This is a genomic window from Bacillus sp. LK2 (assembly GCF_001043575.1).
GTDB lineage: Bacteria > Bacillota > Bacilli > Bacillales > Bacillaceae_G > Bacillus_A > Bacillus_A paramycoides.
Window position 1 is genome coordinate 180,053 of the sequence record NZ_LDUK01000005.1, and the last position, 23,331, is coordinate 203,383.

General features: G+C 34.5%; 15 protein-coding genes, 1 pseudogene and 3 other annotated features. Of the genes and pseudogenes, 1 reads left to right on the forward strand and 15 read right to left on the reverse strand.

Going from position 1 to position 23,331, the window contains the following annotated elements:
• Nucleotides 1-37: 37 nt before the first annotated feature.
• From VK90_RS05935 to VK90_RS05990, 12 genes are all read right to left on the reverse strand, one after another.
• Entirely contained in the window at nt 38-2,011 is a 1,974-nt protein-coding gene (locus VK90_RS05935; protein ID WP_048371182.1) for an LTA synthase family protein, read from the reverse strand.
• Between the two features lie 546 nt (nt 2,012-2,557).
• Nucleotides 2,558-4,183 carry an ABC-F family ATP-binding cassette domain-containing protein gene (locus VK90_RS05940; protein ID WP_025150843.1) on the reverse strand — a complete coding sequence of 542 codons (1,626 nt, stop codon included), beginning with the start codon at nt 4,181-4,183 and terminating at the stop codon, nt 2,558-2,560.
• Nucleotides 4,184-4,390: 207 nt separating this feature from the next.
• A complete protein-coding gene (locus VK90_RS05945) occupies nt 4,391-7,507 on the reverse strand; it encodes an MMPL family transporter (protein WP_048371184.1) in 3,117 nt (1,038 codons plus the stop codon).
• 245 nt (nt 7,508-7,752) lie between these two features.
• Nucleotides 7,753-8,319 (reverse strand): TetR/AcrR family transcriptional regulator, encoded by a 567-nt coding sequence (locus tag VK90_RS05950; RefSeq protein WP_048371186.1) that lies wholly within the window; start codon nt 8,317-8,319, stop codon nt 7,753-7,755.
• A gap of 126 nt (nt 8,320-8,445) precedes the next feature.
• On the reverse strand, nt 8,446-8,901 hold the full coding sequence (locus VK90_RS05955; protein ID WP_048371188.1) for an NUDIX hydrolase: 456 nt from the start codon (nt 8,899-8,901) through the stop codon (nt 8,446-8,448).
• Nucleotides 8,902-9,142: 241 nt separating this feature from the next.
• A complete protein-coding gene (locus VK90_RS05960; protein WP_048371190.1) occupies nt 9,143-10,303 on the reverse strand; it encodes a GNAT family N-acetyltransferase in 1,161 nt (386 codons plus the stop codon).
• A gap of 250 nt (nt 10,304-10,553) precedes the next feature.
• Nucleotides 10,554-11,843: a 3-phosphoshikimate 1-carboxyvinyltransferase gene (aroA, locus tag VK90_RS05965; protein WP_048371270.1), complete on the reverse strand. Its 1,290-nt coding sequence runs from the start codon at nt 11,841-11,843 to the stop codon at nt 10,554-10,556.
• 16 nt (nt 11,844-11,859) lie between these two features.
• Nucleotides 11,860-12,960 (reverse strand): prephenate dehydrogenase, encoded by a 1,101-nt coding sequence (tyrA, locus tag VK90_RS05970; RefSeq protein ID WP_048371192.1) that lies wholly within the window; start codon nt 12,958-12,960, stop codon nt 11,860-11,862.
• Nucleotides 12,953-14,053 carry a histidinol-phosphate transaminase gene (gene hisC / locus VK90_RS05975; RefSeq protein WP_048371194.1) on the reverse strand — a complete coding sequence of 367 codons (1,101 nt, stop codon included), beginning with the start codon at nt 14,051-14,053 and terminating at the stop codon, nt 12,953-12,955. The genes tyrA and hisC overlap by 8 nt, the downstream gene beginning before the upstream one ends.
• An 18-nt stretch (nt 14,054-14,071) precedes the next feature.
• Nucleotides 14,072-15,244 (reverse strand): chorismate synthase, encoded by a 1,173-nt coding sequence (gene aroC, locus VK90_RS05980; RefSeq protein ID WP_048371196.1) that lies wholly within the window; start codon nt 15,242-15,244, stop codon nt 14,072-14,074.
• Nucleotides 15,245-15,297: 53 nt separating this feature from the next.
• Nucleotides 15,298-15,516 (reverse strand) — a binding site (T-box leader).
• A gap of 9 nt (nt 15,517-15,525) precedes the next feature.
• Nucleotides 15,526-16,602 carry a bifunctional 3-deoxy-7-phosphoheptulonate synthase/chorismate mutase gene (locus VK90_RS05985; protein WP_001273572.1) on the reverse strand — a complete coding sequence of 359 codons (1,077 nt, stop codon included), beginning with the start codon at nt 16,600-16,602 and terminating at the stop codon, nt 15,526-15,528.
• Nucleotides 16,603-16,797: 195 nt separating this feature from the next.
• Nucleotides 16,798-17,034 (reverse strand) — a binding site (T-box leader).
• A gap of 54 nt (nt 17,035-17,088) precedes the next feature.
• Nucleotides 17,089-17,325, reverse strand: a binding site (T-box leader).
• Nucleotides 17,326-17,433: 108 nt separating this feature from the next.
• On the reverse strand, nt 17,434-20,916 hold the full coding sequence (locus tag VK90_RS05990; protein WP_048371199.1) for a DUF4020 domain-containing protein: 3,483 nt from the start codon (nt 20,914-20,916) through the stop codon (nt 17,434-17,436).
• Nucleotides 20,917-21,096: 180 nt separating this feature from the next.
• Between VK90_RS05990 and VK90_RS05995 the strand changes: the two genes are divergently transcribed.
• Nucleotides 21,097-21,534: a YndM family protein gene (locus VK90_RS05995; RefSeq protein ID WP_048371201.1), complete on the forward strand. Its 438-nt coding sequence runs from the start codon at nt 21,097-21,099 to the stop codon at nt 21,532-21,534.
• 259 nt (nt 21,535-21,793) lie between these two features.
• Here the strand turns inward: VK90_RS05995 and VK90_RS06000 are convergent, their stop codons facing one another.
• From VK90_RS06000 to VK90_RS28120, 3 genes and pseudogenes are all read right to left on the reverse strand, one after another.
• A complete protein-coding gene (locus VK90_RS06000; protein ID WP_048371203.1) occupies nt 21,794-22,318 on the reverse strand; it encodes a cysteine hydrolase family protein in 525 nt (174 codons plus the stop codon).
• A gap of 21 nt (nt 22,319-22,339) precedes the next feature.
• Nucleotides 22,340-22,891, reverse strand: a complete 552-nt coding sequence (locus VK90_RS06005; RefSeq protein WP_048371204.1) for a GNAT family N-acetyltransferase — start codon at nt 22,889-22,891, stop codon at nt 22,340-22,342.
• 20 nt (nt 22,892-22,911) lie between these two features.
• Nucleotides 22,912-23,064 (reverse strand): annotated as a pseudogene (locus VK90_RS28120) (YfzA family protein); the annotation flags it as partial.
• Nucleotides 23,065-23,331: the final 267 nt, after the last annotated feature.

Sequence of the window (23,331 nt, forward strand, 5' to 3'; positions counted from 1 at the left end):
ATAGATAGTATTCCATACGAGTAGGATTTTATATTATTTATTTTGTTTCCCCGTCTTCAGTCGTCTTCACCTTCGTTTTATTTTTATCACGATGGTTATAGTTGTACTTAGAACGATCTACTGGAGTGAAGCCTTCTGGTGTGTAGAATCGTAATAAGTCGCCGTTAACAACTTGGTCAGAGTATTTTAGTGATTTTTGAACCATTTGTTCATTTTGTTTTATTTCGTCTGTAAATTCTACAGGATTTCCAGTCGCTGTATCATAGTATTTGCCATTCAGCGCAGTAACTGTTGGGCTTACATAGTTACCGTTACGGAATGCAACAACTTGTTTATGATCCGGCGATAATAAATCTGATCCGAATTGGACATAATTCTTTGTATCTGTACCTAGTAAGTGTAATAACGTTGGAAGAACGTCAATTTCTCCGCCGTATTGATGTTGTACGCCACCTTTCATTCCTGGTACGCGAATGATTAAAGGTACACGTTGTAACTGCGCATTTTCAAATGAGTTCATTTCTTTACCCATTATTTGAGACATTGCTGCGCCATGATTATCTGAAATACCGTAATGGTCACCGTACATAACGATAATTGAATTATCGTATAAACCAGATTGTTTCAAGTAATCCATGAAGCCTTTTACAGACTCATCTAAATAGCGTGCTGTTTGGAAATACGTATCTACAGAAGAGTCACCTGTTTTCGCTGGTTCAATCGTTGCTTCCGCTTTATCAATAGGATAAGGGAAATGGTTCGATAACGTAATGAACTTCGTATAGAACGGTTGTTTTAACGTTTGTAATAACGGAATTGATTCATTAAAGAACGGTTTATCTTTTAAGCCATAGTTTACTACATCTTTTTCATTCATATCATAGTATGACGCATCAAAGAATTTATTAAAACCAAATGATTTATAAATATCATCACGGTTCCAGAACGTTTTGTAGTTACCGTGGAACACTGCTGATGTGTATCCTTGTTGACCTAAAATAGCTGGTGCTGATTGATACGTGTTATGAGCTTTGTTTGTAAAAACAGATCCTTGTGGTAATCCAAACATTGAATTCTCTAACATAAACTCCGCATCAGATGTTTTACCTTGTCCTGTTTGATGGAAGAAGTTATCAAAGTATAACGTATTCGCATCTTTTGTAAATGAGTTTAAGAACGGTGTAACTTCTTGGCCATTTAGTTTGTAGTTTAGTAAAAAGTTTTGGAATGACTCTAGATGAATATAAATTACGTTCATTCCTTTTCCTTTACCAAAATACTCAGGATTTGGACTTGCATAACTTGATGCAAGATAGTTTCTTACTTCTGTCATACTATCTCCATCTGCTAATGCACGTTCTGTTGATGCTTTCGCACTTTGAATGCCATCATAAATCGTATAGTTGTACGCCCCTAAATATTTCACGATATAATTGCGGTCAAATGTTCTAGTTAATAATTCAGGACGGTCAGATTCTGCAAGTCCTAAGTTAATACTAAAGAATAAAATACCTACTAAAAATACTAGAGATAATTTATGCTTCGCAACACGGATTGGTTTAGGATTTACAAATTTCATTGCGACTAAAACAATTAAAATGATTGTATCTAAGAAATATAGCGGATCATATAAGTGTAGCAATGCAAAAATACTACCACCTAAATCTCCAAAGTTATTCGTTTGTGTTAATGTCGGGAACGTAATAAAATCGCTGAAAAAGCGGTAATATACTACGTTTGCGTATAAAAGTATAGACATTAGCAAATTAATAACAATTAACCAAATGTAAGCTCGTTTCCCCTTTGCGAATAATGCAAGACCTAAAAATAGAACTGCTGAGCTTAACGGGTTGAAAAACAGTAAGAACTTTTGGATTGTGTTTGATATCCCTAAATTAAATTCTGTCACATAAGCTGCGTATGTTTTTAACCAGAATAAAATAACGGCAAACACGAAAAATCCAAAATGATTGCTTAACACTCGTTTACTCTTTAATAGTAATTGTTTCATTTCTCCACCTCTTTTGATCATCCAAGGCTTATTTTGATATAAGTCTGTCTCTCTATTCAATTTTTCTTCTTCAAATAGGTTTTATTTGTTTAACTATATGAAGAATATTAGTAATTATAATTTGAAGCTATTATTTATTCAACTATTTCTTTTTAAACATTTTGACCTTGGTTTCTATTTAATAAAATAATTTTGTAACATTTCCTGTTTTCTTACATTAAGTTCTTACATTAAGTTCTTCCCTAAATTCATCCGCTAATTAGAACATTACCCACTATAAACCTTTATTCATAAATCCGCAAACATATCTATCTCCAATTTTGGAACATTAATGCAATATACTAAAATTCACTATAAAAAACAGTTTATTATCATTTCAAGGTTTATCCCTACTTCAAAAATTTCTTGCTATCATTAATATTATTGTTGAATAATTATTCGCTTTATTTGAAAATAAAATTTATATTTCCCTTTCAGTAAATGACAAAAAAGAGCTGGCACACAGTCGAAAACTCGACTTGTGAGACAGCTCCTTTTCATCGTTTATTATTGACCTTTGTACATTGCATCTACTTGTTTTTGAAGTTCATCATTTTCTAAGAACTCATCGTAAGTTGCCTCTTTATCGATTACACCGTTTGGCGTTACTTCGATAATGCGGTTTGCAATTGTTTGTACGAACTGATGGTCATGAGATGTGAATAACATTGTACCTTTGAATGCAATTAAACCGTTGTTTAATGCAGTGATAGACTCAAGGTCTAAGTGGTTCGTTGGATCGTCAAGTGTGATTACGTTCGCACCACTTAACATCATTTTAGATAGCATACAACGAACTTTTTCGCCTCCAGATAATACAGAAACGTTCTTCTTAACTTCTTCACCTGAGAATAACATACGGCCTAAGAAACCACGTAAGAAGCTTTCTGACTCATCTTGTGGAGAGAATTGGCGTAACCAATCAACTAAGTTGAAGTCACTGTTCTCAAAGTATTTAGAGTTATCTCTTGGGAAATACGATTGAGATGTTGTAACACCCCATTTGAATGAACCGCTATCTGGCTCCATTTCACCCATAAGGATTTTAAATAATGTTGTCATCGCAATATCGTTACGACCGATAAATGCAACTTTATCACCTTTATTTAAAGTGAAGTACACATTATCTAACACTTTTTCACCATCAATTGTTTTAGAAAGACCTTCAACAGTTAATAAGTCATTTCCTATTTCACGCTCAGGTGTGAAACCAACGAATGGATAACGACGTGATGATGGTCTAATATCATCTAATGTAATTTTATCTAATAATTTTTTACGAGAAGTTGCTTGTTTCGCTTTAGATGCGTTTGAGCTAAAGCGTGCAATGAAGTTTTGTAACTCTTTTACTTTCTCTTCTTTTTTCTTATTAGCATCTTGTGTTAATTTTAAAGCTAATTGGCTTGACTCGTACCAGAAGTCATAGTTACCAACATAAAGTTGAATTTTACCGAAATCAAGATCAGCCATGTGCGTACAAACTTTATTTAAGAAGTGACGGTCATGGGATACAACGATTACTGTATTTTCAAAGTTCATTAAGAAGTTCTCTAACCATTGAATCGCTTTTAAGTCCAAATGGTTGGTAGGCTCATCTAGTAATAGAATGTCAGGTTTACCGAATAAAGCTTGAGCAAGTAATACTTTTACTTTCTCTGCCCCAGTTAATTCTGATAATTTCTTATCATGAAGATCTTCACCAATACCAAGTCCTTTTAGTAAGATTGCAGCTTCTGACTCAGCTTCCCAACCGTTAAGCTCAGCGAACTCACCTTCAAGTTCAGCAGCACGCATACCATCTTCATCACTAAAGTCTTCTTTCATGTAAATAGCATTTTTCTCTTGCATTACTTTATAAAGTTGTGTGTGACCCATAATTACTGTTTCTAATACTGGGAACTCTTCATATTCGAAGTGGTTCTGTTTTAATACTGCTAGACGCTCACCTGGCGTAATATGTATGTCACCTGTTGATTGTTCGATTTCTCCAGATAAAATCTTTAGAAATGTTGATTTACCAGCACCGTTTGCTCCAATTAAACCGTAGCAATTACCTGGCGTAAATTTTATGTTAACATCTTCAAACAATTTGCGATCCGCGAAACGCAAACTAACGTTACTTACTGTAATCATTTGTGTCCTCCTACTAATACCGCTTATTTCAGCGTTTTCTCACCGATTGTCTTAAAAAATCGCATATTACGACTCAATTATTGTAGACTATAGCTATTATATAGTAGAAGCTGGATGAATAGCAACGGTTGATTACTTTTATGGTGTGAAATCAAGCCCATAATTGCATAAAAAAACTGTAGAGAAAAACCTCTCTACAGTTTTTTATTACTTCGTATCAATTATTTTCTTTTTATAACTTTGTATTTTACTCGTTAACCCTATTAAAGCAGGTAACAATATCGGCATCACTATTAAAGCTAATAGTATAAGGGCAATGCCAACAACTAATGCCACTTGTATAAGCGTTAATACACCTGAAGGAATTAATGCTGCAAATGTCCCTCCTAAAATAAGTGCCGCTGATAATACAACTCCTCCTATGTGACGAGATGCATTTACAATCTTCGTTACTGAATCCCCTTCTAGCTCGTTATAACGCATCATTAAGAAAATACTATAATCCACTCCTAAAGCAACAATCATAATGAAGCTAAAGAATGGAACATTCCAGCTTAATGACTCTACATTTAATAAATGTGCACTAATTTGTTCACTAATACCAAGCGATGCAAAGTACGCTAAAATTAATGATCCAATGATAAAGATTGAGTTTAAAAATGAACGTGTGATCACGATTAAAACCAGCGTAATACCAATTAACATAATCGTAGCTGTACGTAAGAAATCTTGCCCGGTTACTTCTTTTAAATCAACGTTTCTAGCTGTTGTCCCGCCGATTGCTTTTTTCGCACTTTTTAGTTCTGTTCCATTTAAAGCACCATCTATTGTTTTATTTATTTCTTGAATAATTGGCATTGCCTCTTTTGAATACGGATTTACATCTAAAATGATAGTCATTTTAGCAATTTTTCTATCATGTGACATAAACGTATTTAATACTTTCTGGAAATCTTCTCCTTCTAAAACTTCTTTCGGAATATAAAATTTCTCAGAGCTTTTCGACTCATTTAGCTCGCCTAAATATTTTTGAGCGTCCCCTAGACCGTTACTTACTTTTCCTAAACCCTCTGTACTTTTAGATAAACCTGATTGCAATTGTCCCATCTTTTCTTGCAAATCTTTAAGTCCAGTTAATAGTTGCCCTTGCCCATCGTTAATTTTCGTTAATCCAGATTGTAACTCAGCTGATTTGTTCGCAATTTGCTTTGAACCTGTAGCTCCTTCGTTCAAGCCATTTTTCAGTTCAGCAGCTCCTTTTTGTAGTTGCGTTACTCCATTGTTCATTTCCTTTAAACCATTATCTACTTTCAATAATGATTGATTTGCTTCTTTAAATGAACTCATCGCTGCTTTGTGCTGCGTCGCTAATTGATTTAATTCATTTGAAAGGACATTCAATTGCTTCTGAGCTTCTTTTGCAATTCCTAATGTTTGCTGTATATTAGGATCCTTTGCTAATTCTGGTTTTGTTTGAATGAAATTGTTCATTAACGTTTCAATTTGTTCATATCCTTTTTTCGCACCATCAATCGCTTGAGAAATACTTCCGAAATATTGATCGTAAGAACTTAAACCTTTTTCTAACTGAGCATAACCAGCATGAAGCTGCGAAGTTGCATTTGAAAGGACATTGATATTTCCGTTTAATGATGCTAGCCCATCCTCTATTTGCTTCGCCCCTTGTGCCCCATTGTTTATTCCATTCGATAATTGATTTAAAGCTGTTCCTAATGCTGATACACCATTTTTCGCCTCATTTGTTCCATCAATTAACTTTTGAACATTTGCGAGACTATTTGAGTCATTACTACCCATTTTGTCTTTAGCATCTGATAATCCGTCATTAATTTCTTTTATGCCACCATTTGCATCTCCTAAGCCTGTATTCAGTTCTCCGGCTTGTTTATTTATATATAATTCTTTAATCTTATCTCCAGTTGGACGCGTCGGTGAATATACTTCTGAAACCCCTTTAACTTTCGAAATTTTTTCAGTTAGTTCATCTAAAGTTTGTAGAGAAGTCGCTTCATCTAGCTTTTTGTCAGATTGAATAACTAACGTACCCGGTGAAGAGAAACCAGGCGGGAAATGCTCTTCTATTACATTAATCCCCATTTTTGATTCATACTTATTATCTACTTCAAATAAATCATTGTAATTAAGCGTGTTAGAATATTTTAATACGAAAGGAATCGATATCACAAATACAATGATTAAAGCAACAAATGGTCTTGCTACTGAGTTTTTCGCGAAGAATCCCCATAAACGACTATCCTCATGACCTTTAAATGTTTTAACTGGATAAAACATTCCTTTCCCTAATAACACCATGAAAAAAGGATTTAAAGTGGTTAATACTAATAGTAATATTGCGATGCCTATTGCTACTGCTGAAGTAGATTGATATAATTTAAAACTTGCTAAAACAAGTGATGCAAACCCAATTAGCACTGCTATCCCACTATATAAAACGGTTTTACCTGCCGATTTAAATGTCTCTTTCGTAGCTAAATATGCATTTTCTTGTTTACTTAATTCTTCTTTAAATCTCGTATATAATAAAATGTTATAATCTGTTCCAACTCCAAACAGGACGACAACTAAAAAGACTTGCGTAAAGTTTGAAAACGGAAAATTAAATTGATCTACAAGATGGGCAATTACCCCCATTGAAACTAAATAAGATACCCCAACTGTAAGAAGAGAAATAATTGGAACTATTGGCGAACGAAAAACAATAATTAAAACAACAAGAATGAAAATGATTGAGATAATTTCTGTTTTTTTCACTCCCTCTTGTGTGGATTTAAGAAAGTCATCCGCTATTAAATCACTTCCTGTTAAATACGTTTTTACACCTTCTGGTTTAATTTTATTTTGAAGCCCGCTTGCAACTTTTGATATTTCACCATGTTTTTTATCTACCGATATTTGCGTTAAAATAGTCGTATTATCTTTAGAAACTAATTGTTTCTCCAATTCTTTATTATCTAAGTGTGTGACAATATCCTTAATTCCTAATTGCTCTTTTTCATTTTGTAAAGCAGTGATAGTTTTCGTTATTTCCTCTTTTTGCTCATTTGTTAAAGCCTTCTTAATTCCACTATTAAAGACAGCTATAATTTCATACTTTTCAACTCCGTCTTTATCCATTTTTTTAATCATCTTGTCAGCTATACTGCTTTGTTCTGTTTTTGGAATAGTAATTTGCCCTTTTTCTTTCACTAATTTATCCATATTAGGCATTGTTACTATCATTGTGATAGTAATAACTATCCATAATAGAAAAGATAAACTTCTCCAACTTTTTAACTTACTCATATGAATCATCTCCCGTTATTAGAGTTGCATGCGGAATGAATATTCATTCCTATTTTTGAATATACCTTTCCGGAATGAACGTTCATTCCTATTATTCTATCAATCATTTTTTCGAATTCTATTAAAACTCATTCTATCGGAATGAATATTCATTCCCTTAGTTGTACAGATATACCAGCTCCTGTTCTCATTTTACATATCTATTTAGGAATGAATATTCATTCCTATCCTTATAAGCTATAGAATCAAATGATTCTAATAGCATTCCAAGAGCTTTCTTCCAATTCTTTTACTAATTCTTTTGTATATTCTAATTCCCCTGTCGCCATTACTTTTATTAATTTTTCAAGTGGTTGATATATGATAATAATTAGTGCAACTGGAGGTAATGGACGAAGAAAACCTTTTTCGATTCCATCTTCAATAATATTCATAAAGAAGCCAATAAAATCGTCAAATATTTTCTTACTCTGTTCATCAAGAAAATAACTATCACAGTGAGAATTTGTAAAAAGAAAAGCATCCACATTGTTTCGCGCAAATTCAAATAAACGGTTGTATGTATGACTAAACTGTTCACGGATATTTGCTTCAACAGGAAAATCGGTTTTTAATATTTCAGATAGTTGTAACATACATTTTGAAAATAATGAGTTAACGAGTGACTCTTTATTTTCAAAGTAACGATAAATAGTACCTGCACCGACATTTGCTTTTTCGGCAATCATCGGAATTGTTGTACCATCGTACCCTCGCTCTGCAAAAAGTTGCATAGCGGCATTAAAAATATCGTCTTGTTTGTTTTTAGCCATTTTTCCCACCTCAATTTTCAGGAATGAAAATTCATTCCGTTTTTAATTATAAATTACATGGATTAAAAGTCAAGTTTGTGACTAAGCCAATGTCGCATTTATCAAATAACACACTCAACTAGGTTATCAATACATTTTTTGAATTATCCCTTCAAAAAAATTCTTTGTATCATCATGACTTAAAACTCTCAATACATCTTGTATCTTAAAGAATTGAACCTGGCTTATTTCATTATCTTTTGGATTTAAATCTGTTCTATCACCTATATATTCTACATAAAACATAGTAGTTTCTTGCTTTTCATATCCAATTTTCACTTTGAGTTCTTCAGGACACTCAAAGCAAATCTTATCTTCAAATTGGCTAATAACTTTAAATTTTTTAGAGCCTGTTTCTTCTTCCAACTCTCTCAACATAGCACTTTCTAAGTCATTATCTGTATGTTTTACACCGCCTTTAGGAAAATCCCATTCCCCTTTTGACAAAGTATATTCTCCTTTTATATCACTAATTTTCACCTTATGTATTAATAACAATTCATTATGTTGGAATACGATTGCACCTACTGCTTGCCTAACCATTCTACTTTCCCTCCTAAAACTTCACTAAACATTTTTGAGGTTTTGAACTCTTTCTAGCATTTATACTCCATCCTAATTTGTAAAATAGAATATAAATTCCATTATATATATTTTTGCATGTTTGTATTACTCTCTTACCTCTCTTAAAACAATGGTTTCACACTATTAATAGAAAAGTACCATAATAAAAATATTTTCATTATAGTACTTTTTCTTGATCATATATAGCATATAGTATGAATTAAAAGAAATCATAAATAAATGCTTCACGCACCGGTACTACATTCTCAAATGCTCGTATTTCCTCTTCATTTCCGCTAATTAATTCTAATTCATATAGTTCTAACGGACGTTTGTAGCCAAACATTATTGTCGATAACGCATTGATATCTAGTCTAATTCCTTTATTTAATGTCTCTTCTTTTATAATTGTTATTTCATGATTTGCAAGCCTCACTGTTACGTTATTCCACGGAGCAAATGAATCAGTAATATGTAAAATCACTTCTTGCTGTACATTGTTCCAGTTCAACTCATATTGATTTAAGAACGGCTGCACATCTACAATTCTACCCATAAAATATGGTTTCATTTCTGCTTTCACTCGTGGCTCTTGCAATGTATATAACAACGGTTCTTTTTCACTTAGTATCATTTCAAGTTCTTTAATCATAGAATCATGTTGGCAGATGAAGTTCCAAAGGCCATTTCTAGCTTCATTATGCAGTGGAACAAATTCTTCTACTGTCATTTTATAATTATCTATTTTATATAACATGTAACCAGCTGCAGTTTTATTTTCATCATAGTAAATCGCTAATGTTAAGTCATGGTAAACCGCTTGTAACCACCATTTTTCACTGCGAACTAGCATACCTGAAAAGCGTTCAGCAAATGTTTCATAGATCTTCTCTACTTCTTCTGAGTGATTTTCTTTATTGAAACGTTTCACAGTACCTTTCACTTGTTTTTTCATTACTAAATCGCTCTTCTCCATATGACATGCAAGGCGATTCGCACAAAGTTCCCAGCCATATTTACGGTAAAAAGACACTGCAAATGGATGTAACATCGATACTGTATAACCATCTTTTTTCATCGTTTGAAGTGAGTGTTGAAGCAATTCTTTCACATACCCACTTCTTCTATACTCAGGATACGTTGCTACCCCTGCAACGCCAGCCATTTTAAATTTTTCTTGTCCTATGTAAATATGAAACGGAATAAGGTGGAGTTTTGCTGCTAATTCTTCCCCCTCCATAATGCCGTATATTTGATGACTTTCCTTCATTCGTGTAATTTTCTGCTCTACCCATTCTTCATTTGCTTTATATTGAAAAGCATATTCTGATAAACGTATTGCTTCTCTAAACTTATCTTCTTTTAATTGTATAACGTTCATATATTTCTCCTCCATTCCTTGTTTGAATTGTACCATAATTCTCAATATTACAGTTCGGTGAACGAAATTATATGAACGGAAAATGAAATATATCGAAACACAACTCCAATTATATCGACGGAAACTGGAATATATCGAACACAACTTGAATTATATCGACACTTCGACATAGAATATCGATTTACCGACAAATATCAACATCTATCTTATATAAAAAAGCAGATACATTATGTATCTGCTTCTCATCATATTATTTAGCTAACGTTTGCAGCTCTTCAAAAAATGTAGGGTATGATACACCTACTGCTTCTGCATCTTCAATCGTTGTTTTCCCTTTAGCTATACAGCCGGCAATCGCAAGCATCATTCCAATGCGGTGATCTCCGTGACTATGTACTGTATCGCCCTTTAAAGTTGCTTTACCGTAAATAATCATTCCATCATCAGTTGCTTCAATGCGGGCTCCGAGTTTCGTTAATTCAGCAACGACTGTATCGATACGATTCGTTTCTTTCACTTTTAACTCGTGTGCATCTTTAATGACTGTAATTCCTTCTGCTTGTGTTGCTGCTAAAGCGATAATTGGTATTTCGTCGATCAATCTTGGAATAATGTCTCCGCCAATTTCAATTCCTTTTAGCGAAGATGTTTCAATTGTAATGTTTGCAGCAGGTTCTGATGCATCTTCATTAATTGGTTCTATAGTAAATGTAGCGCCCATTTGCTCTAAAACATCTATAATACCTGTTCGAGTCGGATTCATTCCTACATTTTGTAATAGTAGTTTACTATTTGGAATAATTGCACCTGCTACTAAGAAAAATGCGGCTGATGATACGTCACCTGGAACTTGAACATCTGTTCCTTTTAGCTTTTGTCCACCAGCTAGTTTTACAGTTTTTCCTTCACGAGTTACTGTAACACCAAACGCCTCAAGCATTCTTTCTGTATGATCACGAGAAATATGCGGTTCTGTAACAGCTGTTACACCTTCTGCACGAAGACCTGCAAGTAAAATAGCTGACTTTACTTGTGCACTTGCGACAGGTGAAGTATATTCGATCGCTTTTAAATCTCCACCACGTATTGTAAGCGGCGTAAACGTTCCTTCTTCTCGGCCATCAATGTTTACGCCCATTTGTTTTAATGGATTTGTTACACGTTGCATCGGTCTCTTCGCAATTGAAGCGTCACCTTGTACACAAGAAAAGAATGGTGTGTTTGCCAATATACCTGACATTAATCGTATCGTTGTACCAGAATTACCTACATCTAAAACTTGTTTCGGTTCTTGTAAACCTTCTAATCCTTTTCCAACTACCTTAACTTCGTCTCCATTTTGCGTAATCTCTACTCCCATTTCTTTAAAACAAGAAATGGTACTTAAACAATCCGCACCAGGTAGAAACCCTTGAATAGTTGTTTTTCCTTCTGCGATTGCGCCAAACATGACAGCGCGATGCGAAATGGATTTATCACCAGGGATTTTAATTGTGCCATTCAATCCATTAGTTACAGGTTGTATTATTGTTTCTTTCACGTTCTCACCTTCTTTTTTAAATTGTTTCATACGTTTGGTATTCTTCTATTCCTAGTGCTAGCTTTGCCTGCATGCGATCTTCTTCTCTTTGGAAACTAATTCGTAACACTCCAAGTAGTCCTTCGCGCGCTTCTAATATTTGCAAGTTTGTAATACTAATTTCTTCTTCTGCTAGAATACTCGTAATATGAGCTAAAGCCCCTACTTTATCTAAAACATCGACATATAAGTCGTGATAGGCAGGAATTGCGCCCCTCTTTCGTACCGGTAAAGAATCACGGTATTCTTTTGCGTCAGCAAAATAGTTTTGTATTTCGCCTGCGTCTCCTTTAGAAACCGTCTTATATAACTCTTCCATTTCAGAAATCCATTCTTCTAATAGTTCCAATAAATGCTCGCGGTTTTGTTTTACAATATCACTCCACATTTTCGGACTACTTGATGCAATACGTGTAATATCTTTAAATCCGCCTGCAGCTAGTTGATGAATAAGCGGATTATCACCAGCGTGCTTCTCAACTTGTTTCACTAATCCTGCTGCTATCAGATGCGGAAAATGACTAACAATTCCTGTTACATAATCGTGTTCTTTTGTATTTAAAACGAGAAAATGCGAGCCTGTTCCTTTTAACCATTCTTTTAGCTCATCCACTTGATTAGTTGGCACGTGATTCATTGGGGTTAAAATGTAAAATGCGTTTTCGAATAAGTGTGCCTTTGCACTTTCAACGCCAGTTTTATGAGAACCTGCCATCGGATGTCCGCCGATAAAAGAAACTTTCTTTGATAATAAAGCTTCCGCTTCATTCATAATTGTCCCTTTTGTACTTCCTACATCGGTAACGATAACATCTTCTCGTAAATGAAATGATGCAAGTTTGTGTAATAACTTTTTTGTTTCTTCAACTGGAGAGGCAAAAACAATTAAATTTGCCTCCTCACATGCACGCTGTAAATCTACTGCTACTTCGTCAACTACATGTAATTCTTTTGCGCGCTCTACTTGTTCTTTAAATATATCATAGCCGATAATCGTTACATCGTGCTCTTTTTTTATCGCTAACGCAAGAGAGCCTCCTATTAATCCTGTTCCAATTAATACTACCTTTTTACACATGTGCCTCATCTCGAGACTTACTTTTTTTATTTTCAAAGTGTTGTTTTAACACTGAAATCACTCCCTCATTTTGTTCCCTTGTACCAATTGTAATGCGTACGCCATTTGGGAACGGACGAATAATAAACCCAGCGTGCGCACAAGCTTCATAAATTTCTCCAGCATTCTCTACTGGCAAGAAGATAAAGTTCGTTTGTGATGGATAAAACGGGATTTCATTTTCTTTACAAAAACTTTCGTACTGTTGTAATCCCTCTTCGTTAACACGTACTATTTCTTCAATGAACGCTTCATCACTAAAGGCAATCGTTGCAGCTTTTTGTGCTAATGAAGACACGTTAAACGGCAAACGAACGACATTTAATTTCTCGATTAATTCTTCTTGTCCAATCGCATACCCAACGCGAAATGATGCTAAACCGTACGCTTTAGAAAACGTTCTTAATATAAGAAGGTTTTTATGTTTTTCTAATAGTGGTAACGTCTCTGGGAAATCTTTCGCGGTTACATATTCATAGTATGCTTCGTCAATGACAATTAACGTCTTTTCACTAACTCCCTCAATAAATTGATTTAATTTTCGCTCATTAACATGTGTGCCTGTCGGATTATTCGGGTTACAAATCCAAACGATTTTTGTATGTTTATCAATCACTGAAGAAATTCCATCTAAGTCATATACACCGTTATTTAAAGGAACTTCTTTCACTTCACATCCTTCAATAACCGCATGATGACGGTACTGAGGAAATGTTTCGCCAGCTGTTACGATATTATCTCCTTTACATAGCACTGCACGGCTTATAATTTGAATAACTTCATCAAGTCCACTACCACAAAGCACTTGTTCCATTTGCACTTGTAATTTCTCTGCAATCGTTTGACGGAGCTTTGCAGCACCTCCGTCAGGATATAAAGCATGTTCTTGCCACGATTTTTGTAATTCTCCTAAAATACGAGGTGAACAGCCAAATGGATTTTCATTTGATGCTAACTTAACAAATGAATGATTCCCGTATACTTCTTTCATTTGCTCTGGTGATGTACCTGGTTTATACGGTTGTAATGATGATAGTTGATCTTTTACTCGCATGTTAAACCCGCCTTTGTATTAAAATTCTTTTGCGTATTTGTTATGTTGCATAATGTTTTGCTTTAATAATTCCATACGATCTTTTCCGAATTGTTCGACAAGTGCATCTGCAAGTTCCCATGCCACAACAGCTTCAGCTACAACACCTGCTGCGGGTACTGCACAGCTATCAGATCTCTCAATACTCGCTTGGAACGCTTCTTTCGTATCAATATCAACACTTGCTAACGGTTTATATAATGTAGGAATTGGCTTCATCACACCTCTTACTACAATTGGCATACCTGTTGTCATACCGCCTTCTAAGCCACCTGCATTATTTGTTTTTCTTGTGTAGCCTCTTTCTTCATCCCACATAATTTCATCGTGCACTTTACTTCCCGGCTGTCTTGCCGCCTCAAAACCAATTCCGATTTCAGCACCTTTAAACGCATTCACGCTCATAATAGCACCGGCAAGTTTTGCATCTAATTTAAGATCGTAATGAACGTAGCTACCAACTCCAATTGGCATACCTTCTGCAATTACCTCAACAATACCACCGATTGAATCTCCGCTACTTTTCGCATCATCAATCGCATCCATCATTTCTTGTTCTACTTCCTTATCTAAACATCGAACTGGTGAGTTTTCAGTAATCGTTTGAATTTCTTCTATCGGTAAGTGAGTAATATGCTTCGCTTTTACTCCACCAATTTCAAGGACATGCCCTGCAATTTCCACACCTAATTCTTTCAAAATTTGTTTCGCAACTGCACCAGCTGCAACTCTAACTGTCGTTTCTCTTGCAGAAGAGCGCTCTAACACATTTCTTATATCACGATGGCCATATTTAATTGCCCCGTTTAAATCCGCATGTCCTGGACGTGGTTTCGTTATAGTACGTTTCATTTCTTTACTTTCTTGTTCTGAAATTGGCTCTGCACCCATTACTTTCGTCCAATGTTTGAAATCATCATTTTTTACGATTAACGTAATTGGTGAGCCAAGAGTCATTCCGTGACGTACACCACTTACAATTTCAACTGTATCCGTTTCAATTTGCATGCGTCTTCCGCGTCCATGCCCTTTTTGTCTTCTTAATAATTCTTTATTAATCTGTTCCGCCGTGAGTGTTAAACCTGCTGGTACACCTTCTAAAATAACTGTTAACTGCGGACCATGTGATTCTCCAGCTGTAATGTATCTCATTTCTCTTGCCCCTTTATTATTTTTTTGTACAAAAAAGTCCCTACTGAGCGCTCAGTAGGGACGATGTTTATCGCGGTACCACCCTAGTTGTAGACTTATTTCGTCTACCTCTCTTCTTCTTTAACGATCATTTGACCGTCTTTCCCTCCATAAGTGGCGGGAAAGATGCTCCAAGGCTGTAATTCATGCTTACCTTTGTACTGATTCACACCGACCATCAGCTCTCTTTAACAGTGAGATAAGCACTACTGTTTCCTCTTCAGCGCATATATGATATGGAATTAAGATAATTTATTTTTGAAACCTTTTAACTCATCCATGAATCTATGGAATTCTGGAATATCCATTTGCTGTGCAGAATCTGATAACGCAACTGCTGGGTCTGGATGTACTTCCGCCATTACTGCATCTGCTCCAATTGCAAGTGCCGCTTTCGCTGTTGGTAATAATAGATCTCTACGTCCAGTTGAATGCGTTACGTCAACGATAACTGGTAAATGTGTTTCTTTCTTTAAAATCGGTACTGCTGAAATATCTAATGTGTTACGTGTCGCTCTTTCGTATGTGCGAATACCGCGCTCACAAAGAATAATTTGGTCGTTACCTTGCGCAATAATGTATTCCGCTGCGTTAATGAACTCATCAATTGTTGCTGCTAAACCACGTTTTAATAATACTGGCTTGTTAACTTTACCTACAGCTCGTAGTAAATCGAAGTTTTGCATGTTACGTGCCCCAACTTGAATTACATCAACATATTCTAGCGCCATTTCTACGTCATTCGGATTTAAAATTTCACTAATAATCGCTAAATCGAACTCATCTGCTACTTGGCGTAAAATTTGTAAACCTTCTACTCCTAAACCTTGGAAATCGTATGGAGATGTTCTCGGTTTGAAAGCACCACCACGCATTAATTTAAGTCCTTGATCTTTCATCGCTTGCCCTACTTGGCGAACTTGCTCTAAGCTTTCTACTGCACAAGGTCCCATAATGAACGTTTGTGTTCCGTTTCCAATTAATTCACCTTTAACATTAACAATTGTATTTTCTTTTTTCTTTTTACGTGATACTAGTAATGCTTTACGGTTATCATCTTCTTGTAGTTCTAAGCTTGCTTTGAAAATCGTTTTGAAAATATGTTGAACCGTTGACGTTTCGAATGGTCCTTCGTTATGCTCTGCAATCATATCAAGTACTTCACGCTCACGTACTGGATCAAAGCGTTTCGTACCTTGCACTTGTTTTTGCTCCCCAATTTTTTGAACGATTTCACCTCGTTTGTTTAAAAGGTGTAGTAATTGTAAATTGATTTCATCTACCTGTTTACGTAATTGATCTAATTCATGATTTGCCATTTGGAAATCCTCCTCTAATGTTTTAAAAATATAGTAAGAGAATGGAAAATTCTCTATTTTCTGAACTGATAAATTATACAAATTCATTGTGGAATCGATACCTCTTCTTATTTTAAACTAATAATTAGTACAAAGACACTATCTACTAGTTAAAATCCCACTTTTTTTGTACAAAAAATCCCTACTGATCCAATCAGTAGGGACGATATTTATCGCGGTACCACCCTAGTTGTAGACTTATTTCGTCTACCTCTCTTCATTGTTAACGATCATTTGACCGTCTTCCCCTTCATAAAGACAATAAGTATCTTTACTTTGAAAAAGATGCTCCAGGACTGTAATTCGCTCTTGTTTTTGTACTGGTTCGCACCAACCACCAGCTCTCTGTTACAGGGAAACAACAACTACTCCTTTTCCTTTCAACGCATGTTTATTTTATTTTCAAGTTGGGCCACCAAAATACAAAAAGTCCCTACTGAATAAATCAGTAGGGACGATATTTATCGCGGTACCACCCTAGTTGTAGACTATATTTCTGTCTACCTCTCTTCACTGTTAACGATCAATTGACCGCTCTTTCTTCATAAAGACAATCGTATCTTTACTACGAAAAAGATGCTCCAAGACTGTAATTCATGATTATCCCTGTACTGGTTCACACCAACCACCAGCTCTCTGTTACAGTAAGACTAACCACTACTGTGATCTCTTCATTGCACTTTGTTTATTCAAATGTTTTTGAAATTGAATAAGTATGATTCGTATTATAGAACGCTTTTTAAAATACTGTCAACAACTTTTTATTTATTTTTTAAAAATTCCGCTACCGCCCTATAGTCCCTCTTGTAAATTCCCCATTACAATTCCGATACGAATCATCTCATTTTCAATTAAATTTAATACATGTTTTTCTACTTCATACTGGATTAATAGTTCTTTTATTTGTATGATTTCATTTTCAAGTAAATCAGCTTCTTGACGTGTTTGAAGTAAAATAAAAAACACATTTGCATACAGCTCTTTATATTCTTTCATACTATCCTTCTTTTCAAGCATCTCAATAAATAACTGTTTCATTTCTTCTTGATTACATTGCCCTTCTACACCTAGAAATTTACTGGAAATAATACAAAGTCCTTTTTCTAAAATTTCATCCATGCATAAAACAATACGTAAAAGCATCATATACTCTCTCGTTGTTATTACGCCCATTTTCGGACGTTCTCTTAAAAATACACTTAGCCACGCTGTCCAAAATTTTTGTTGTTCCTTTCCGCTTAACGTTTTTACGTAGTAGCATACATACTGCATAAATTTAATTTTATTATTTTCGTTTACTTGCATTAAAAGTGGATACAACCAATCTGTTTTTTGCTCCCAATACAGCACACATTTAATAAATACAAAACTAAGCCATTTTAAAAATGCTTCTCTCGTATACGGATGTAGCGCCTCTAAATGCTCTACCGCATATTTAATATATCTCTTCATTTCTGTAAATAGAGGTAAATTAATTTGCGTATAACATAATCCCGCCCACGCATATTTGGTCAGCTCATTTTCTTTCTTTAAATCTAAGTAAGGTAATACATATTTTCGACACCATTGCTTCTCAATATGGTATAAAAACGTAATATCTGCTGTTAAACGAGCTAACATAAAGTTCGTTCTTTCCGAAGTAACCCTTACCTGTTCCTCAAATAAAAATAAATATTCATACACATTGCGATCATATAAGTGATCGTATGCTAACAGTTTTAGTAATACAGCAGTCATCTTCCCCACAGGATGCTGTATAGACTCATTGTAAAACTCTTGTTTTCCAATTTTAAAATCCGTTTCCCCTCTCATAACTTGTGGAAATACTGAAAAAGCAAAGCGCTTTACAACCCGTATACTATTCTCTTCTAGCTCTTCTAATCGATTGCTAATTTCATATAAAAAACTACTAATTAGCCAATGAAAAGTAGTATTTCTAACAAACTTCTGCAATAACGGAATGATCCTTTGAATTTGCTCATTCGTCAAATTCCTATTATTTCGCCACTCTCTAATACAAACAAACCAAACTTCATTACTAATTTCGTGCACGCCTACTAGTTGATAAGCAAACGAAATACTCCACTCTACATTTAATTTACATGCTTTTGATAACATCTCTAAAAAATGGCGTTGCTCAAAAACACCATCTTGAGAAAACTGCCGAACTTGCTTCATTATTTCATCGTCTTTCAGCTGTAGTAATCCGTCTGCTGTTACATTACACGTAATGCTTTGTTCAATAGACTCTTTCTTTGGAACACTGTATCGATCAGAAGAAAAATGAGGGTGCTTCTGTTTCATTAATTCATATCCTTCTATCGTGCATCGACTATTCGAATCGCATGCAAATAATGAATCTAAAACGAGACAAGCATCAAACGCCCTCTCTTCTGCAAGATGTTCTAATACATTTTGAATAATTTCTTCTTTTGTTTCTTCTAAAGCGTCAGCATAATAAATCTTTAAAAGTTGAAACACTTCATGTTTATATGTGAAATCTAAAAGAAGGCCTTCATATAGTAACCACTTTAATTTGACATCCGCAGTAACGAATACATTTTTACTCATTGCTTCAATCGCAATTCGCTTTTGAAGTACACTATCTGTTTCTATCATTTCTGTAATATAATAATTCGCTTTTTTCTCATTGTTTTCACATAAATATGTAAGACATTCTTTTACAATTTGAATTAAAAATGTAAAATCATTTTGCTGTAACTCTTGCTCTGAAATTTCTCTATCTCTTTTTTTCAGTGCATTTTGTCTTAATGACAATAATTGTATCTTTTCTAATCCCATAACCATAATCGGAGCGGCATAGTAAGAGATATGTGGTCTCATTTTCTCCTTCCAAATTCGCTCTACATGAGAAAAAATAGGCACCGACAAACGACTCGATTCCTCAAGTTCTATCGATTCTTGCGTATCATTTCCCCATTTTCTTACACGCTTCAATTTCAGTTTTCCGTCCAAAATAAACGTTAACAACAACAAGCCAATTTCTTTATGTTCAGGGAAAGAACATTTTTGCAATAAGTATGAAATCATTTCAATAGAGCTACTATCTTTTTCTGCCGTTTCTAATACAAGCAATGTCCATTTTGCAAACAACAAAGGGTCCATCGTTTCTTTCGTTTCGTTCAAGTAAGTACAAATTGTTCGCCATAATAACGGGGATATTTTAGAATGATTTTTAAAAATCAATTGAAATAGTTCTTTTTGATGGCTAAAAAGAAATTGCTCCACTAACCATTCCGCAAGTAACTCATCTACTTCATCATAATTTGTCGTAAGCAAAAATAAATTTCTTAGTTTCCCCTCTGCTTCAAGCCATTCCACCCATTCATACTCACGTGCAAATTCAACAAAGTACCGAACTGTTTCTATTTTTTTTATTGACTGTTTTACATACGATAATTGCTCCTGCTCTACTGATGGAGGAACTGTTACAATATCACGAATACGCATTCTTTTTGTAATATAATTATCACCCATTAATTCCGCCCATCGCTTCACCGCTTTCACAAGTGATTGGTGATTATTTGCTTTATTTGGATACACAATTGGTCTTATCCCTAAATGCTCCCAATGGTATGTATTATCACCTTGTGCGACGAAAGCATAACGCCTTGTACTCGGTGGTAAACCTGTTGCTAAATATTTCATTACTGGGTCATTATGACTATACCCAACGAATAAAACGGTGTAATTTGAGAATAGATCCACTAAAAATCGTCTCGCCCAACCTTCCGTTAAGTAAGCCCTTCCAAAATCACCATCTGTTAAAATTAAAGCTTCTTTCTCCTGTTCTATATTTCCATGTATGTAAGCCAATCCTTTAAATGCTCTCCCTGTCGGTAAAGCAGGTGCATAATAAATATTCAGCTCTCTATTCATTTCAGCAATTACAGACGTAAAATGTTGATCAAAGTTTGTCGTTACAATTCGAACATCCGTATCTAATGGAAACAACCTTGGAATGGCATAATGTAATGGGTTCGGTTTTGATTTTTCTATATTAACGAGATCTCTTGCAACTTGATGCACATCTTTCGTTTTCGCAATTTTACCAAGATAATAATCGTGGGGTTCTGTCATCTCACGCTTTTCGACATATAAAGCTTTCGAAATTTCATCAACTAAATCATCGAAATTCGGTAAGTTTGATTTCCCCTTCATAGAAACTCCTGCTCCAACGAATAATACTAACTTCCCTTGTTCAAGGTGATCGATTAACTCATCTGGAATTTCTACTTCTGAAGTAATCCACATTTGGATTCCCCCTTACCTAAAAATGTCATACGCTCTCATTTTACTATAACATTTTTTCGTTGTTTTTTTAATATTTAGACAAAAAATCAAACATGAAAAAGTTTTATATAAATTAAACCGTTACAATGTATGAACTCCTGAATTTATTGTAAAACTATGTATAAATCGGAGGTGTAAATATTGAATGATTTTACTGTAATAGTAATCAAATTTATATCGTGTATCATCGCTTTTAGTATCGGATTAGCTTTATTTTTCCCAGCAACGCTCGTCCAAATTATTTCTTTTAGTCTATTTGTCACAATCGTTTCTTATATGTTTGTTAATAAAATCATTTTAAATCGAATTGGCGATTCTGCTGCCATTATGACAAACTTTTTACTAACGTATTTAAGCGTTTGGATTTTCGGTAATATATTATTAGACAACTACATGCAAATTGCATGGGGTAGTATCCTTTCTGCTATCGTCTTTACATTATCAGAAGTAATCGTCCATCGTTTTTCACATTCACGCACGCGTCATAACAACGATAATATTCGTATTAATCGCAGATTTTCATTTGGTACAGAGTTCGCTGAAGAGCAAAATATATTAGATAAAGATAAGAAGAAATAACATTTTGGTGAAGGAGCTCCCTTTTTGATAAAGTGGTGCTCCTTTTTTTGTACAATCATTTCGGTACATGAAATTACATCGACGATTTTCTAATTATATCGACCACAAATCCAAATATATCAGCAATTTTTAAAATATATCGACCGTAAATCTATATTTATCAGCGATTTTTTAGATAGATCGGTTCTCCGACATTATTCGACAACTTGTCTTTCAATAAAAAAAGCTGCCTCCCATTCAGAGACAGCAACTTCTGTTATTACGCTTCTACTTTTAAATCTTTTAACGTAATAACATCCGCAAATGATCCAAGCACTACGTTATGATGTTTCACAATATCTTCAGCACGTAGTACATCTGTATCAAACGTGCTATGGGCATCACTTACTAATGTTACTTTATATCCTTCACTAAACGCTCTACGCGTTGTTGTATCAACACAATACTGTGTTTGCATTCCTGAAATAATAACATGTTCAATTCCTTTTTCTTGTAAAACTTCGTTCAAGTTCGTCTTATAAAATGAATCGGGTGTTGTCTTTTCAACAATACTATCACCCTCTTGCGGAGCTATCGCCGCATGTACATTCCAACCATCTGTCCCCTTTTCTAACGGATGATCTTTTGGCCCGTTATGTTGCACATAAATAACCGGAATACTATTCGAACGACATTCTTGAATAAGTTCTTGCAACGTTTCTAATAACTTTTCCCCATTATGTACTGGCATTCCCGCTGTATACATACCCGCTTGTACATCAATAACTATTAATGCTTTTTTCATTTCACACAGCTCCCTTTATTTTTATAAGCCCCCTGCATTTTTATTATATTCCACCATCCAACAATCTTCTAATTTCCCCTCATGTAATTCATGTTCTTTTAGTACTTTCACCTTTCTAAACCCGCATTTTTCATAACAGCTTATCGCACGTACATTATTTACTCTAGGATCCATCGCTATCGCTTCCGCACCCAAATTTTCCATAATATATGTAATTGCTGCTTGAACGAGATCAGTTCCAATTCCTTTTCCCCAATACGCTGGTTCACCGATGAATTGGTCCATGCCCCATACATTTTGTGATTCTTCATATCCATATAAATCTTTCCATTCGGAATCAACAGGGTACATTTGTATGTAACCAATCGGCATTTCATCAAATTCTACTAAACATCTTTTTTCATTACTGTTTGGGTTATGTATAAAATGATCGAGTACCTTTTCTACAGATTGCGGATTATCTCTTCCTTCGTAATACTGTAAAACTTCTGGATTTGTTAACCATTTAGAGATGATAGATGCATCTTTGTCGTTAACATATCTAACAAATAAATTTCCTTCTTGAAATAGCATGTGACACCTCTATTGTTCATTTATATTTTTCTTGATGTTAAATCTTTAATTGCACCTATTAATGCGTATGGTAGTAATGTAATGGTAAAAAATGCTGTATACAAGTTGAATTGTGAGGTTTTATACGGAGCAAATGTTTCTGTAAAGAACTTTGAGTTTGCAATTCTTTCAAATAATCCCCTTTGTTATTCATCATATTGATTATACAATTAATTGTATTTACCTTCCATAAACTCTTAAATTATGTAACTTTCAAATAGAGTTTGAGCAAAATTCAGCTACTAAATTGATTTTTCAGCCAAAGAAACCCAAACATTTCGAAAAAATATTTTTCAAAGTGTTTGGGTTGTTTATTGTTAGTGAATAATTTGTTATTAATTTAATAAAAATTAATAACTATTTTATATACACAACGATTTGACTCTTCTGTAAATAATTAG